The 12,725-nt window shown below is 73.2% G+C and carries 11 protein-coding genes; 6 read left to right on the top strand and 5 right to left on the bottom strand.

Going from position 1 to position 12,725, the window contains the following annotated elements; genetic code table 11:
* Positions 1-11: 11 nt before the first annotated feature.
* Together ACFVSN_RS39310 and ACFVSN_RS39305 are read right to left on the bottom strand one after the other, a co-directional pair.
* Positions 12-665: a response regulator gene (locus tag ACFVSN_RS39310; RefSeq protein WP_387958168.1), complete on the bottom strand. Its 654-nt coding sequence runs from the start codon at positions 663-665 to the stop codon at positions 12-14.
* The gene (locus tag ACFVSN_RS39305) at positions 662-1,903 is read right to left on the bottom strand and encodes a sensor histidine kinase (protein WP_387958165.1); all 1,242 of its coding nucleotides are present in this window, start codon (positions 1,901-1,903) and stop codon (positions 662-664) included. The genes ACFVSN_RS39310 and ACFVSN_RS39305 overlap by 4 nt, the downstream gene beginning before the upstream one ends.
* 172 nt (positions 1,904-2,075) lie before the next feature.
* Here ACFVSN_RS39305 and ACFVSN_RS39300 point away from each other — a divergent pair, with 172 nt between their 5' ends.
* Together ACFVSN_RS39300 and ACFVSN_RS39295 are read left to right on the top strand one after the other, a co-directional pair.
* On the top strand, positions 2,076-2,978 hold the full coding sequence (locus tag ACFVSN_RS39300) for an ATP-binding cassette domain-containing protein (RefSeq protein WP_387958163.1): 903 nt from the start codon (positions 2,076-2,078) through the stop codon (positions 2,976-2,978).
* Positions 2,968-3,735, top strand: a complete 768-nt coding sequence (locus ACFVSN_RS39295; protein WP_387958161.1) for an ABC transporter permease subunit — start codon at positions 2,968-2,970, stop codon at positions 3,733-3,735. Before ACFVSN_RS39300 ends, ACFVSN_RS39295 begins: the two co-directional genes overlap by 11 nt.
* Positions 3,736-3,777: 42 nt before the next feature.
* Here ACFVSN_RS39295 and ACFVSN_RS39290 read toward each other — a convergent pair whose 3' ends face one another.
* The 3 genes from ACFVSN_RS39290 to ACFVSN_RS39280 all read right to left on the bottom strand — a co-directional run bounded on the left by ACFVSN_RS39290 (position 3,778) and on the right by ACFVSN_RS39280 (position 7,634).
* Positions 3,778-4,980: an acyl-CoA dehydrogenase family protein gene (locus ACFVSN_RS39290; RefSeq protein WP_387958159.1), complete on the bottom strand. Its 1,203-nt coding sequence runs from the start codon at positions 4,978-4,980 to the stop codon at positions 3,778-3,780.
* A gap of 18 nt (positions 4,981-4,998) precedes the next feature.
* Positions 4,999-6,228, bottom strand: coding sequence for a cytochrome P450 (locus ACFVSN_RS39285; protein ID WP_387958157.1), 1,230 nt, complete (start codon positions 6,226-6,228; stop codon positions 4,999-5,001).
* 77 nt (positions 6,229-6,305) lie between these two features.
* On the bottom strand, positions 6,306-7,634 hold the full coding sequence (locus ACFVSN_RS39280) for an FAD-dependent oxidoreductase (RefSeq protein ID WP_387958155.1): 1,329 nt from the start codon (positions 7,632-7,634) through the stop codon (positions 6,306-6,308).
* A 361-nt stretch (positions 7,635-7,995) separates the two neighbouring features.
* On the opposite strand from ACFVSN_RS39280, the gene ACFVSN_RS39275 reads away from it, so the two are divergent.
* From ACFVSN_RS39275 to ACFVSN_RS39260, 4 genes are all read left to right on the top strand, one after another.
* Positions 7,996-9,189: an epoxide hydrolase family protein gene (locus tag ACFVSN_RS39275; protein WP_387958153.1), complete on the top strand. Its 1,194-nt coding sequence runs from the start codon at positions 7,996-7,998 to the stop codon at positions 9,187-9,189.
* Positions 9,190-9,277: 88 nt separating this feature from the next.
* Positions 9,278-10,663 carry a condensation domain-containing protein gene (locus ACFVSN_RS39270; protein WP_387958151.1) on the top strand — a complete coding sequence of 462 codons (1,386 nt, stop codon included), beginning with the start codon at positions 9,278-9,280 and terminating at the stop codon, positions 10,661-10,663.
* A gap of 44 nt (positions 10,664-10,707) precedes the next feature.
* Entirely contained in the window at positions 10,708-11,556 is an 849-nt protein-coding gene (locus tag ACFVSN_RS39265) for a TauD/TfdA dioxygenase family protein (RefSeq protein ID WP_380492595.1), read from the top strand.
* A 155-nt stretch (positions 11,557-11,711) separates the two neighbouring features.
* Positions 11,712-12,725 carry an iron-containing redox enzyme family protein gene (locus ACFVSN_RS39260; RefSeq protein ID WP_387958150.1) on the top strand — a complete coding sequence of 338 codons (1,014 nt, stop codon included), beginning with the start codon at positions 11,712-11,714 and terminating at the stop codon, positions 12,723-12,725.

Below are 12,725 nucleotides of genomic sequence, written 5' to 3'. Positions count from 1 at the left end.
GCGGCAGCCGGTCACCGCGGCACGATCAGGCCGCTCTCGTAGGCCACGATGACCAGTTGGGCCCGGTCACGGGCGTCGAGCTTGGTGAGCAGGCGTCCGACGTGCGTCTTGGCCGTCGCCAGGCTGACGACCAGGCGACTCGCGATCTCCTGGTTGGTCAGGCCGCGTCCGACGAGTTCGAGGACCTCGCGCTCCCGCTCGGTGATCGCGCCGAGCGAGGTCGTCGGGCGGCGGCCCGGGTCGGGCGTGCGGGCGAACTCCGCGATGAGGCGCTTGGTGATCCCCGGCGCGAGCAACGCGTCCCCGCCGGCGACGACGCGGATCGCCGCGACCAGGTCGGCGGGCGGGGTGTCCTTGAGGAGGAAGCCGCTCGCGCCGGCCCGCAGGGCGCCGTAGACGTACTCGTCGAGGTCGAAGGTGGTCAGGACGAGGACCTTGGTCTCCGGGTGTGCGGGCACGATCCGGCGGGTCGCCCCCAGGCCGTCGAGTCCGGGCATCCGGATGTCCATGAGGACGACGTCGGGCCGCTCGCGCGCGGCGAGTTCGACGGCCTCGTGCCCGTCGGCGGCCTCGCCGACCGCCGTCATGTCGGGCTGGGAGTCGAGCAGGAGGCTCAGGCTTCCGCGCAGCAGCGTCTGGTCGTCGGCGATGAGCACCCGGATCACGGCGCGGCCTCCACCGGGATGCGGGCGGCGACCCGGTAGCCGCGACCGGGCAGCGGGCCGGCCTCGAACTCCCCGCCGAACGCGGCCACGCGCTCGCGCATGCCGATCAGTCCGTGGCCGGGTGCGCCGGGTGCGCCGGTTGTCCCGGGTGTGCCGGCCGAGCCGCCCCGGCCGTCGTCGGCCACCTCGACGGTGACGGTGTCGGGGCCGTAGTCGAGGACGACGCGTCCCCGTCCGGCGTCGGCGTGCTTGAGCACGTTGGTCAGCGCCTCCTGCGCGATGCGGTACACGGCGAGTTCGACGGTGCCGGGCAGCGCGCGGCGCTCGCCGCGGATGACCAGTTCGACGCGCGGCCCGGATCCGGCGGTCCGCGCCACCAGGGCGTCGAGGTCGGCCACGCCGGGGGCGGGCAGCAGCTCCGGGTCCAGGGTGTTGCCGTCCGCATCGCGCAGGATGCCGAGCAGGCGGCGCATCTCCTGAAGGGCGCCGCGGCCGGTGGCCTCGATGGAGGTGAGCGCCTTGACGGCCTCCGCGGGACGGCTGTCGGCCACGAAGGCGGCGACGGAGGCCTGCATCGTGATCAGCGACATGCTGTGGGCGACGACGTCGTGGAGTTCGCGGGCGATCCGCAGCCGCTCCTCGACGACCTGCTCGCGGGCGTGCTGCTCCGCCTGGGCCCGGAGGCCCGCCGTGTAGGCGCGGTTGGCACGCACCGCGACGCCGATCATCCAGACCCCGCTCAGGGGCAGCGTCACCAGGACGAGGCCGAGCGCCTCCTGACGGAACACGTGGTGCGAGGCGGCCGTGTCCGCGATCCCCGGCCCGAGCAGGCCGGACCAGGCCGCGGCCAGTCCGAGCGCGGTGCAGCCGGGGATCAGCGCGAGGCCGAGCACCGCCTCCCGGCGCGGCGCGCACACGGCGAGCGTGTAGAGCACGAGCACCATCGCGGCCGGGAGCGCGAGCGGGAAGGCGAGGGACTGCAGCGCGACCGGCGGCGACGCCACCGCGACCGCCCACACCGACGGCCACGGCTGCACCCGCCGCACCGCGACGGCCGCGCCGAGCACCAGGGCCAGCACGACCGACACCGCTTCGGGTACGGCGACGACGGCCTCGTGGCCCCCGAGGCCGTCCCGCAGCGCGAGCGCGCACAGGGCCGCACCGGCCAGCGCGTCGACGGCGACGAGGTCACGCAGGCGCAGACGTCGGATGAGGGGCGGCCGGGCGAGGACGGTCATGGCGCCGACGGTAGCCCGTCCCGCCCCGCCGTTCATCATCCGCGAGGCCGTCATCCCCCGGGCCGACGTCTGCTAGTGGATCATGCCGTGGCCGTACGCCGCGAAACCGACCCGTGGTCCGACGCCCCCTGGCCCCGCCGGTCGGCACAGTGGTGGCCGAAGGGAGAGACACATGATCGAAGTCACCGGACTCACCAAGAGGTTCGGCCGCACACTCGCCGTCGACGACCTGACGTTCACCGTCCGGCCGGGCCGGGTCACCGGGTTCCTCGGGCCGAACGGCTCGGGCAAGTCCACCACCATGCGGGCGGTCCTCGGCCTGGAGGCGCCCGACTCCGGGACGGCCCTGGTCGACGGCCGTCCGTACCGGGAACTGCGGCACCCGCTGCACCACGTCGGCGCGCTGCTCGACGCCGGCGCCGTCCACCCCGGCCGCTCGGCGCGCGCCCACCTGACGGCGCTCGCGGTGGCGAGCCGCGTTCCGGCGCGGCGCGTGGCCGAGGTCCTCGACGAGGTGGGACTCACCCGGGTCGCGGACCGGCGGGCCGGGGCCTATTCGCTCGGCATGAAGCAGCGGCTCGGCATCGCCGCCGCGCTGCTCGGCGATCCGCCGGTGCTCATGTTCGACGAGCCGGTCAACGGGCTGGACCCGGAAGGAATCGTGTGGATCAGGACACTGATGCGCTCGTTCGCCGCCGAGGGACGGACCGTCCTGGTCTCCAGCCACCTCATGACGGAGATGGCGCTGACCGCCGACCACCTCGTCGTCATCGGCCGCGGCAGGCTGATCGCCGACGCGGGAACGGAGCGGCTCGGGCAGGGGCGGGTGCACGCCCGCTCCCCCCGGCGCGAGGCGCTCGCCGCCGTGCTGCGCGAACGCGGCGCCACCGTCGCGTACGAGGGCGACCGGGCACTGGTCATCACCGGGCTGACGGTCGACGAGGTCGGTGACCTGGCCGCGCGCCACGGCCTGCCGGTCCACGAACTGGTTGCCCGCCAGGCCTCGTTGGAGGACGTGTTCATGGACCTCACCCGGGATTCGGTCGACTACCAGGGGGCCCGCGATGCGCACTGAACTGCTCGCCGCCGAGTGGATCAAGCTGCGGTCGGTCCGCTCGACGCACCTGTCCATGGTCGCGGCGGCCGTCCTCGTCCTCACCGTCGCCTGCTCGGTGGCCGACGCGACGGCGGCCGGCTGGCCCACGATGACCGTGCGCGACCGCGCGGCCTTCGACCCCGTCTCGGCGCCGCTGTTCGGCGCGATCTTCGCGCAGCTGGTGGTGGGCGTGCTCGGCGTGCTGACGGTCAGTGCCGAGTACACGACCGGGCTCATCCGGACCACCTTCGCCACGACACCACAGCGCCTCCAGGTGCTCACCGCCAAGGTCGTGGTCGCCGCGGGACTCGCGCTGGTGTCCGGCGTGGTGATCCTCGGCGCCTCGTTCCTGCTGAGCCAGGGCATCATGGCGGGCCGCGGCGGCGTCTCGCTCACCGATCCCGGCGTCGTCCGGGCGCTGGCCTACGCGGTGCTGTACATCGTGATCGTCACCGTGCTCGGCACGGCGCTGGCCGCGATCCTGCGGGCCACGGCCGGGGCGATCGCCGTGCTGTTCACGCTCGTGTTCCTCGTGCCGCAGGCCCTGGACCGGCTACCGGACGGGCCGCGCCACGAGCTCATGCGCTACGGGCTCCAGCGGGCCGCGGCCGGTGCGGTGTCGATCCGGCCCCAGGTGGACACCTTCTCCCCGACGGTCTCGATCCTGGTGTGTGCCGCCTACGCGGCCGTCGCGCTCGGGATCGCGTTCGTCCTGGTCGGTCGACGGGACGTGTGAGGGCCACACTGGCCCCGGGAGTTCCCGGGGCCAGTGGACCGGCTACAGGTACATCGTGTTGGGTGCCAGCCCGCACAGCACGCGGCCGTAGAGCTCGGTGTTGGTCGACGAGTGCATCAGGGCGTGCAGGCTCAGCGCGTGGAGGTCCCGCACGGTGCGCTGGAGCGCGCCGGTGAGGTAGAGGGAGCCGCCGCCGCTCGCGTCGCCGAGGGTACGGGCGGTGCGGGTGGCGCGGTCGAAGACGCGGCCGAGGTAGGCGCGGGCGTGCACCCGCTCCTCGACCGTCCACGGCTCGCCGGCCGCGCCCTTGGCGTCGACCAGGGCGGCCAGCCGCGCGGCGTGGCCCTCGGCTTCCTCGATCTGCAGTGCCCCCTCGGCCACCTGGAGGTGGGTGACGGCGGCCTCGCGCCGGGACCCGTACTCGGTGTAGGTGATCTTCTTGTCGAGCTGCTCCAGATACGTCGCGAGCGCCGACTTGGCGAGGCCGATCGCGGTGCCGGTGAACGTCGTGCAGCCGGTGGCGATGAGCGGGGCGCGGTAGAGCGCCGACTCCGGGTTGAGCTTGGAGGCGGACTGCTCCTGGAGCACGAGGGCGAGCGGCAGCAGGCGGTCCTGCGGCACGAACACGTCCTCGGCGACGGTGGTGACGCTGCCGGTGCCGCGCAGGCCGGTGGTGTCCCAGTCGTCGACGATCGTCAGGTCGGAGAGCGGGATCAGCGCCATCAGCGGCCACTGCGACTGCCCGTCCGGCGTCGGTCCCATCGCGAGGGCGACCTGCCACCCGCTGTGGTGCGCGCCGCTGATGAACTGCCAGGCACCGTTCACGACGGCGCCGTCGGCGGCCGGGACGGCGGAGGCGCTCGGGCTGAGCACGCCGCACACCCGGACGTCCCCGGCGGACGAGCCGAACACCTCGTCCTGGACGTGGTCGGGGAACTGGCAGGCCATCCAGGCCGAGATCGACCACGCGGAGACGTTCCACGCCGCCGAGCCGTCGCCCTTGGCGAGTTCGGTCATCACCTCGACGAAGGTCGCGGCGTCGGTCTCGTAGCCGCCGTAGCGGGCCGGCACCCGCATCCTGAACAGGCCGGCGTCGGTGAGCGCCGCCAGGGACTCCTCGTGCAGCCGCCGGTGCTCGTCCCCCCACGGGGCGTTGGCGCGCAGGACGGGGGCGACTTCGGCCGCGCGGCGGACCAGCTCCGCGCGGGCCGGTGCGTTCGCGTTCACCGGTGCGTTCGCGTTCATGGGGCTCCTTCGAGGTGGTCAGGAAGCGGGCGTCAGGCGGATGGGCAGCGTGGCGGTGCCGTTGAGCAGGAAGGTGCCCTGCGGCTGGACCTCCTCGGCCGGGACGGCGAGGGCCAGGTCGGGGAAGCGCTCGAACAGCGCGGGCAGCCCGATCGCGGCCTCCATGCGGGCCAGCGGCGCGCCGAGGCAGTGGTGGACGCCGTAGCCGAAGGACAGGTGCTCCTTGTCGGGGCGGGTGATGTCGAAGCGGTCGGCGTCCTCGCCGTGCCGGCCGCGGTCGCGCCCGGAGGCGGCGAAGCCGATCAGCACCGGGTCGCCCTTGGGGATCCGCACGCCCGCGAGCTCCACCTCCTCGGTGGTGAAGCGGAACGGCAGCTGGGCGATCGGGGACTCGACCCGCAGGGTCTCCTCGATGACGTCCCGCCACGGCACCTTCCCCTCGCGGACCAGCGCGAACTGCTCGGGGTGGGTGAGCAGCGCGACGACGGCCTTGCTGAGCAGGTTGGTGGTCGTCTCGGAGCCGGCGCCGAGCATCAGGTGCAGGGTGCCGGCGAGTTCGGACTGGTTGAGCCGGGAGCCGTTGTCCCGGGCCTCGATGAGCATGCTCAGGAGGTCGTCGTCCGGCTCCTTGCGCTTCATCTCGATGAGCTCGTACATCGCGTTGTGCCAGGACTCGACGTTGGCGACGGCTTCCTCGTGGTTGATCGTCGTCTCGGTGTTGACCTCGCCGCCGCGCATCACGTCGCGGCGCATGTGCTCGGGGACGCCGAAGAGTTCGCAGATCACCTTGGTGGGCAGCGGGTAGGCGTAGCGGTCCTTGAGGTCGACGACCTCGCCGGGCGCGGCGGTGGCGAGGTCGTCGAGGAGCTCGCGGACGATGCGCTCGACGCGCGGGCGCATGGCCTCGGTGCGGCGCATGGTGAAGGCCTTGGCGGTGAGGTTGCGCAGCCGGGCGTGGGCGGCGCCGTCGCTGGTGGTCATGTTGTCCATGAGCACCCAGCCGATCAGCGGGAAGTCGTCGCTGATCTCGCCGTTGACGAAGGCGGGCCAGTGCTCGTGGGCGTTCTTGGCGAAGCGTTCGTCGTTGAGCACCTGGCGGACGGTGTCGTAGCCGACGACCGACCAGGCGCGGACGTCGCCGGGCAGGGTCACCTGCGCCACCGGGCCCTGCGCGCGCAGGCGTTCGGCCTCGGCGTGGACGTCCCGGCCGGTGGGGTCGAGCACGATGGGCTCGGGGTGGGCTGTCACGGGGAACCTCCGGTAGTTCCGTGTGCGGGTTGGTCGGGCGGGACACACCAGGCAGGACACACCTGGCAGGACACGCGTCAGGACCTGGGACGCGGCCGGAACACCCGGGTGACCACCGAGGGCCGCATGAGCGCCTGGGGCGGGTCGACCAGGCCGGCCGCGCGCAGGAACGCGGTGGAGAGGGTGGCGTCGTGGGCGGCGGCGGCCTGCAGGCGCGGCATGTAGAGGTTGGCCATCCGCACGGCGAGCGTGCGCCGGCCCCGGACCTCGGGGAAGCCGAGGTCGCCGCCGACGGCCATGTCCCAGGGTGCGTCGATGACGGCCGCGAGGTCGCGGAAGTAGTCGCGCGGGCGAGGCGGGACGCCGCGCTCCAGGTGGCCGCGGAGCACGGTGGCGCCGATCGCGGCGACGGTCATGCCCTGGGCGTAGATGGGGTTGAACACGCAGGCGGCGTCGCCGATCGCGAGCAGGCCGTCGGGCAGGCGCTCGACGCGCTCGTAGCGGTGGCGCACGTTCGCGGGGAAGTGCATGGAGACCGGCTCGGTGATCATCCGGGCGTGCTCGACGGCCGCGTGGATCTCGGGGACGGGCATCTTCTTCGCGAAGGCGAGGAAGCCCTCGGGGTCGGTGGGCGGGCGCTCGCCGAGCAGGCCGTAGAGGGCGAGGGCGTAGCGGTCGTGCAGGCGCACCAGCGTGGCGCCGCGCGGCCGGCCGGGGCCGGCGACGCAGACCAGGCCGGCGCCGTCGCCGATCGGGTCGACGGGCAGCGGGGCGGCGAACTCGGCGGTGGTGTAGGTGAGGTCGATCTTGACGCGCTCCTGCGGCACCTGAGGGTAGCCGAGTTCGCGGAGCCAGAGCGGGGTGCGCGAGCCGCGGCCGGTGGCGTCGACGACGAGGTCGGCGGCGAGGACCTCCTCGGCGCCTCCGAGGGGCTGGACGCGCACGCCGGTGACGCGGGCGCGGTCCGGCGAGGAGTCGAGGCCGTTGATGTCGCAGCGGTCGAGGAGGCGGACGTTGGAGAGGGCGAGGACGCGCTCGCGCACCCGGGCCTCCAGCAGCGGGCGCTCGGCGGAGACGCAGATCAGCCCGGTCTCGGCCTTGCGGATCGGGCGACCGGCGAAGTACCAGGTGAGTCCGGTGCCGAAGTCGCAGACGGGGACGCCGAGTTCGGCGAGCTCCTTGGTGAGGCCGGGGAACAGTTCCTCCAGCACCTGCTGGCCGCGGGCGAGCAGGCCGTGGACGTGCCGGCCCTGCGGCGCGCTGCGGCGCGGGGCGGCGGAGGACGTGAGCGCGTCCCGGTCCACCACCGTGACGCTGCGGTAGGCGTCGGCCAGCAGGCGGGCGGCGAGCAGCCCGGCCACGCTGGCGCCCAGCACCACGGCCCGGTCGCCGATTCGAGTAGCCACCGTGCTCCCCTCTTTGGAACGTCCGACGGCGGAAGGAACGGAAGGAGCGGAAGGAGCGGAAGGAGCGGAAGGAGCGGAAGGAGCGGAAGGAGCGGAAGGAGCGAAGGAACGGAAGGAGCGGAAGAAAGCGAACGGGAGCGCACATCCGGAGAAACGGGAATGGACGGCGCGCGCCGAAGCAGCGTGCCCGGCCGACGGCACCATCATTGACGTCCCGCGAATGCGCCTCTACTTCCAGATTGCTCTGTCGCCCGGCGGTGCCCCGGTGATCCCTGTTTAGCGCCGGAGCGCGCTGGTAGCGTCCCCGGGCGGCAGGGACGAAGGGGCGGCGTGCCGCCCGCCGAATTGAGGAGGCCCGGAAATGCAGCCGTTCCGAATCGCCGTTCCGCAGGAGGACCTGGACGACCTCCACCGCCGCCTGGCGGCGGTGCGCTGGCCGGCCGAGGTGCCCGGGGCGGGCTGGGCCCGCGGGGTGCCGCTGGAGTACCTGAAGGAGCTCACCGAGTACTGGCGCACGGAGTTCGACTGGCGGGCCGTGGAGGAGCGGCTGAACCGCTTCCCGCAGTTCCGCACCGAGATCGACGGCGCCACCGTGCACTTCCTGCACGTGCGCTCCCCCGAGCCGGACGCCACGCCGCTGATCCTCACCCACGGCTGGCCCGGGTCGGTCGCCGAGTACCTGGACGTCATCGAGCTGCTGACGGACCCGCGCAGCCACGGCGGCGACCCGGCGGACGCGTTCCACGTCGTCATACCGGCCCCGCCCGGCTTCGGCTTCTCCGGCCCCGCGCCCGAGGCCGGCTGGGACGTGCCGCGGATCGCGCGGGCCTGGACGGAGCTGATGCGCCGGCTCGGCTACGGCCGCTACCTCGCCCACGGCGGCGACCTCGGCGTGTGGATCTCGCTGACCGCCGCCGCGCTCGACCCCGAGCACCTCGCCGGCGCGCACGTGACGTTCCTGCTGACCCCGCCCACCGGCCCGGAGGACCTGGAGGGCCTCGACGAGGCGGACCAGGCGCGGCTCGCCTACCTGGCCGCCTTCGAGACCACCGGCCGGGCCGGCTACATGAAGATCCAGAGCACCCGCCCGCAGACCCTCGCCTACGGCCTCACCGACTCCCCGGTCGGCCAACTGGCCTGGATCGCCGAGAAGTTCCGGGACTGGACGAGCGGCGACTCGATCAGCCGGGACCAGCTCCTGACCACCGTCTCGCTCTACTGGCTGACGGCGACGGCCGGTTCGTCCGCACAGCTGTACTACGAGATGGCCGACATGCTCCCCGACGCCGCCCGCCAGCCCGTCGCCGGGCCGCCGCAGCCGGTGCCGCTCGCCGTCGCCGCCTTCGCCCACGACGGGAGCCTGCCGGTGCGGCGGATCGCCGAGCGGCGCTTCCCGAGCATCGTCCAGTGGAGCGAGTTCGCCGAGGGCGGGCACTTCCCCGCCCTGGAGGTGCCCGAGCTCCTCGCGGGCGACCTGCGCTCCTTCGCCCGCGCCGTCCGGGCCCACGAGGCCGCCGCCGAGCAGCCGAAGCAGGACCCCGCAGAAATCGACTGAAGATTTTTCGCCGCCGTCGTCCAAACCGCGGTCCTCCCGTTCGTCGAGGTGTCGAACCGCACTCCGACAGCCGAGCCGAGGAGACGACGTGCCGCACACCGAGGACGCAGCGCCGGTCCCGCCCGCCGGGTACTCCGGGGACGGGACCGGCCGCCACCCCCTCTCCAGCCAGCAGGAGCACTGGTGCGCCAACGCGGGCTCCGGCTCGTTCGGGCCCCGGTTCACGGTGTCCAAGGCGCTGCGCATCACCGGGCCCGTCGACGTGGCCGCGCTCCAGGGCGCGCTGGACGACGTGGTGGCGCGGCACGAGGTGCTGCGCACGGTGATCGTGCGCGACGCCGAGCCGCCGTACCAGCAGGTGCGCCCGGCCACCCGGGTGCCGCTGCACGTGCGGGACCTGCCGGTGGCCTGGGCGCGGCGCGACGCGGCGGCGCAGCAGTTGCTCGCCGAGGCGGAGTCGACGGCGCTGCCCGTCGAACGGCTGCCGCTGCTGCGGGCGTTCCTCACCCGCTTCGACGAGCGGGACGCGGTGCTCGGCCTGGTCAGCCACCACACGGCGTGCGACGGCTGGGCGCTCCAGCTGATCCACCGCGACCTCGCCGCGTGCTACGCCGCCCGGACGGCGGGCCGCGAGCCGGGCCTGCCGGCGCTGCGCCAGTACGGCGAGTACACGCGGTGGCAGGCGGAGAACCAGTCCGGCGACGCGGCGGCCGAGAACCTCGCGTACTGGCGCAAGCGGCTGGACGGCGCGCCGTTCTTCACCCTGCCGGCCGACCGCCCGATCCCGCCCGAGCACACCGAGCTGTACGTCGCGCACCCCTTCCGCTTCGACGCGGCGACGACGGACGCGGTGGCGGCGCTCGCCAAGGCCGCCCGCTGCTCGCGCTTCATGGTGATGCTGGGGGCGTTCGCCGTGCTGGCGAGCCGGATCTCCGGGACGGACGACCCGGTCGTCAACACGATCGTGCACGGGCGGGGCCGGCCCGAGTACCAGGACACCGTGGGCCCGTTCCTCAACTTCCTGGCGCTGCGCACCGACCTCGCGGACGCGGGCACCTTCCGCGAGCTCCTCCTGGCCGTGCGCACCACCTGCCTGGAGGCGTACCGGCACGAGGTGCCGATCCACTGGGTCGAGCAGGCCGTGCCGTCGCTGATGGCGCCGATGGCCGACCCGCGCAACTGCGACTTCATCTTCGGCTTCTCCGAGACGCTGGCCGCCCCGGCCGGGGGCGCGGACCCGTTCCTGTTCTCCGAGGGGACCGTGCCCGTCGCCAAGGGCGAGAGCGCGAGCGAGCAGATCCCGGGCGGCGCCGCCTGGAACATGGGCGTCGCGCCGTCGGGGGAGGTCAGCGGGATGGTCCAGTACAACCCCGAGGAGTTCGACGAGGAGACGGTGGCGGGCTGGGTGGCCGCGTACCGGCGGATCGTGCTCGCCGTCCTCGCCGATCCGGAGCGCGACTGGCGCACCCTCTGACCGGCGGCCGCAGACCGAGGTACCTCACACGAGAGGTGTTTCCCATGACGTCCTACACGCTCGAACCGCTGGGCCCCGTCTTCGGCGCCCGCATCACCGGCATCGACCTGCGCGAGGAGGTCGGCCGGGAGACCGCCGACCGGATCCTCGACGACCTCGTCCGCCACCGCGTCCTCGTCCTGCCGGACCAGGACCTGAGCCACGCCGACCACGTCCGCTTCAGCCGGCTGTTCGGCCCGCTGGACGTCTACCCCGTCGCCCGGTACGTCGTGCCGGACCACCCCGAGGTCCTGAAGATCAGCAACATCTTCGAGGACGGCGAGCCGATCGGCCTCTACGACGGGGACGACCAGGAGGAGTGGCACACCGACTACTCGTGGCGCGAGGTCATGAGCCGTGCCTCGCTGCTGTACTCGGCGATCGCCCCGGAGGAGGGCGGCGACACGATCTTCGCGGACAGCACGACGGCCTACGACGAGCTGCCCGCGGAGGTCCGGGAGCGGATCGGCGGTCTGCAGGCCGTCCACTCCATGGCGCACCTCGTCGACCAGGAGCTCCTCACTAACCCGCACAAGAAGCCGCTCTCCGCCGAGGAGCGCGAGCGCACCCCGGACGTGGCGCAGCCGATCGTGCGCCGCCACCCGGTGACCGGCCGCAGCTCGCTCCTGCTCGGGAGCATGATCATCAGCGGGGTCGTGGGGCTCGGCGAGAAGGAGGGCGCCGAGCTGCTGGACGACCTGCACGCGCACGCCACCAAGGACCGCTACCTGTACCGCCACCGCTGGAACGTCGGCGACCTGGTCATCTGGGACAACGACGCGACCATGCACACCCGCACCCCGTGCGACAGCCGCTACCACCACCGGCTGCTCTACCGCACCACCGTGATGTGACGGCCCGTCCGCCGTCGAAAAAGCCGTACGCCCGTTCCGCCCGATCCGTGCGGACACAACCCTGCGTGAACGAACCGCAACCGCATTCTGGAAGATGCGGTCAGGCCGACCTGCCCCGGGATAATTCCCGGGGAGGGAAAACCCAGGAGGAATGCATGTCCGGGGCCATTTCTGAGAGCATCGCGCCGCCGCGCACCGGGACCGGCACGAAAGGCCGGTCCGGCGCGGAAAGCCAGTCCGGCGCGGAGGAGCACACCGGCGCGGAAATCGCCGCCGCTTTTCCGGCGGCCGGCACCGAGCCGGACACCGCCGTCCGCCTCGCCCTGATGGAGCGGCTGCACCGTCACTACACCGGCTACCTCGGCGGCGCCGAAACGTTCCTGTCGGTGCCGCGCCTCAACGCCGACCCCGTCATCGCCGCCACCGAGGACGCCTGGCTGCGCTGGGAGGACGGGCGGGTGGACGAGGCGCTGCTGCCGCGCACCGCCGAGGGCCTCGCCGACTGGTTCGCCGACCTGCGCTCCCGGCACGTCCAGCCCGCCTTCTGCCGCTACCTCGCCGACGAGGCGACGATCGAGGAGATCGCGCTGTTCTTCCTCGCCGAGGAGCTGGTCGACAGCCGCTTCGACGACCTCGTCGCCCTCGCCCAGCTCGGCGCCACCGGCACCAGCAAGCTCACCATGGCCGAGAACTACTGGGACGAGATGGGCGAGGGCAAGCTGGAGCAGATGCACACCCGGCTGTTCGAGCACTCGGCCAGGTACATGCGCGCCCGGCTCGAACTCAGCGGTGTCGACGTCTCCGGCCTCGGCGGCATGGAGGTGTTCGAGAACGCCAACCTGGTGCTCATGTACGGCGTCCACCGGCACCTGACACCCCGCCTGCTGGCCGCGATGGGGCTCATGGAGTACACCGCGCCGGTGCGCTTCCAGGCGATGGTCGACGGCTGCGCGCGCCTCGGCGTGCCGGACGACGTCATCCTCTACCAGCGCATCCACGTCCACGTGGACGCCGACCACGGCGCCGAGTGGCTGGAGAACGTGCTCGCCCCGCTGGCCCACCACTCCCCCGAGGTGCTGCGCGAGATCGGCATGGGCGCGCTCACCCGCGAGCGCGTGGCCAACGCGTACTACACCCGGGTCTGGCAGCAGATGCGGGCGCTGCGGTGA

This window comes from Kitasatospora sp. NPDC057904 (assembly GCF_042887925.1).
Classification (GTDB): Bacteria; Actinomycetota; Actinomycetes; order Streptomycetales; family Streptomycetaceae; genus Kitasatospora.
Note: the sequence above shows the minus strand (reverse complement) of the source record. Positions and strands in the feature narration are given on the sequence as shown.

Excerpts from the sequence above, each read along its gene's own strand:
- ACFVSN_RS39305 (WP_387958165.1), bottom strand. The coding sequence starts at position 1,903 with ATGACCGTCCTCGCCCGGCCGCCCCTCATCCGACGTCTGCGCCTGCGT.
- ACFVSN_RS39300 (WP_387958163.1), top strand. The coding sequence starts at position 2,076 with ATGATCGAAGTCACCGGACTCACCAAGAGGTTCGGCCGCACACTCGCC.
- ACFVSN_RS39295 (WP_387958161.1), top strand. The coding sequence starts at position 2,968 with ATGCGCACTGAACTGCTCGCCGCCGAGTGGATCAAGCTGCGGTCGGTC.
- ACFVSN_RS39290 (WP_387958159.1), bottom strand. The coding sequence starts at position 4,980 with ATGAACGCGAACGCACCGGTGAACGCGAACGCACCGGCCCGCGCGGAG.
- ACFVSN_RS39275 (WP_387958153.1), top strand. The coding sequence starts at position 7,996 with ATGCAGCCGTTCCGAATCGCCGTTCCGCAGGAGGACCTGGACGACCTC.
- ACFVSN_RS39265 (WP_380492595.1), top strand. The coding sequence starts at position 10,708 with ATGACGTCCTACACGCTCGAACCGCTGGGCCCCGTCTTCGGCGCCCGC.
- ACFVSN_RS39260 (WP_387958150.1), top strand. The coding sequence starts at position 11,712 with ATGTCCGGGGCCATTTCTGAGAGCATCGCGCCGCCGCGCACCGGGACC.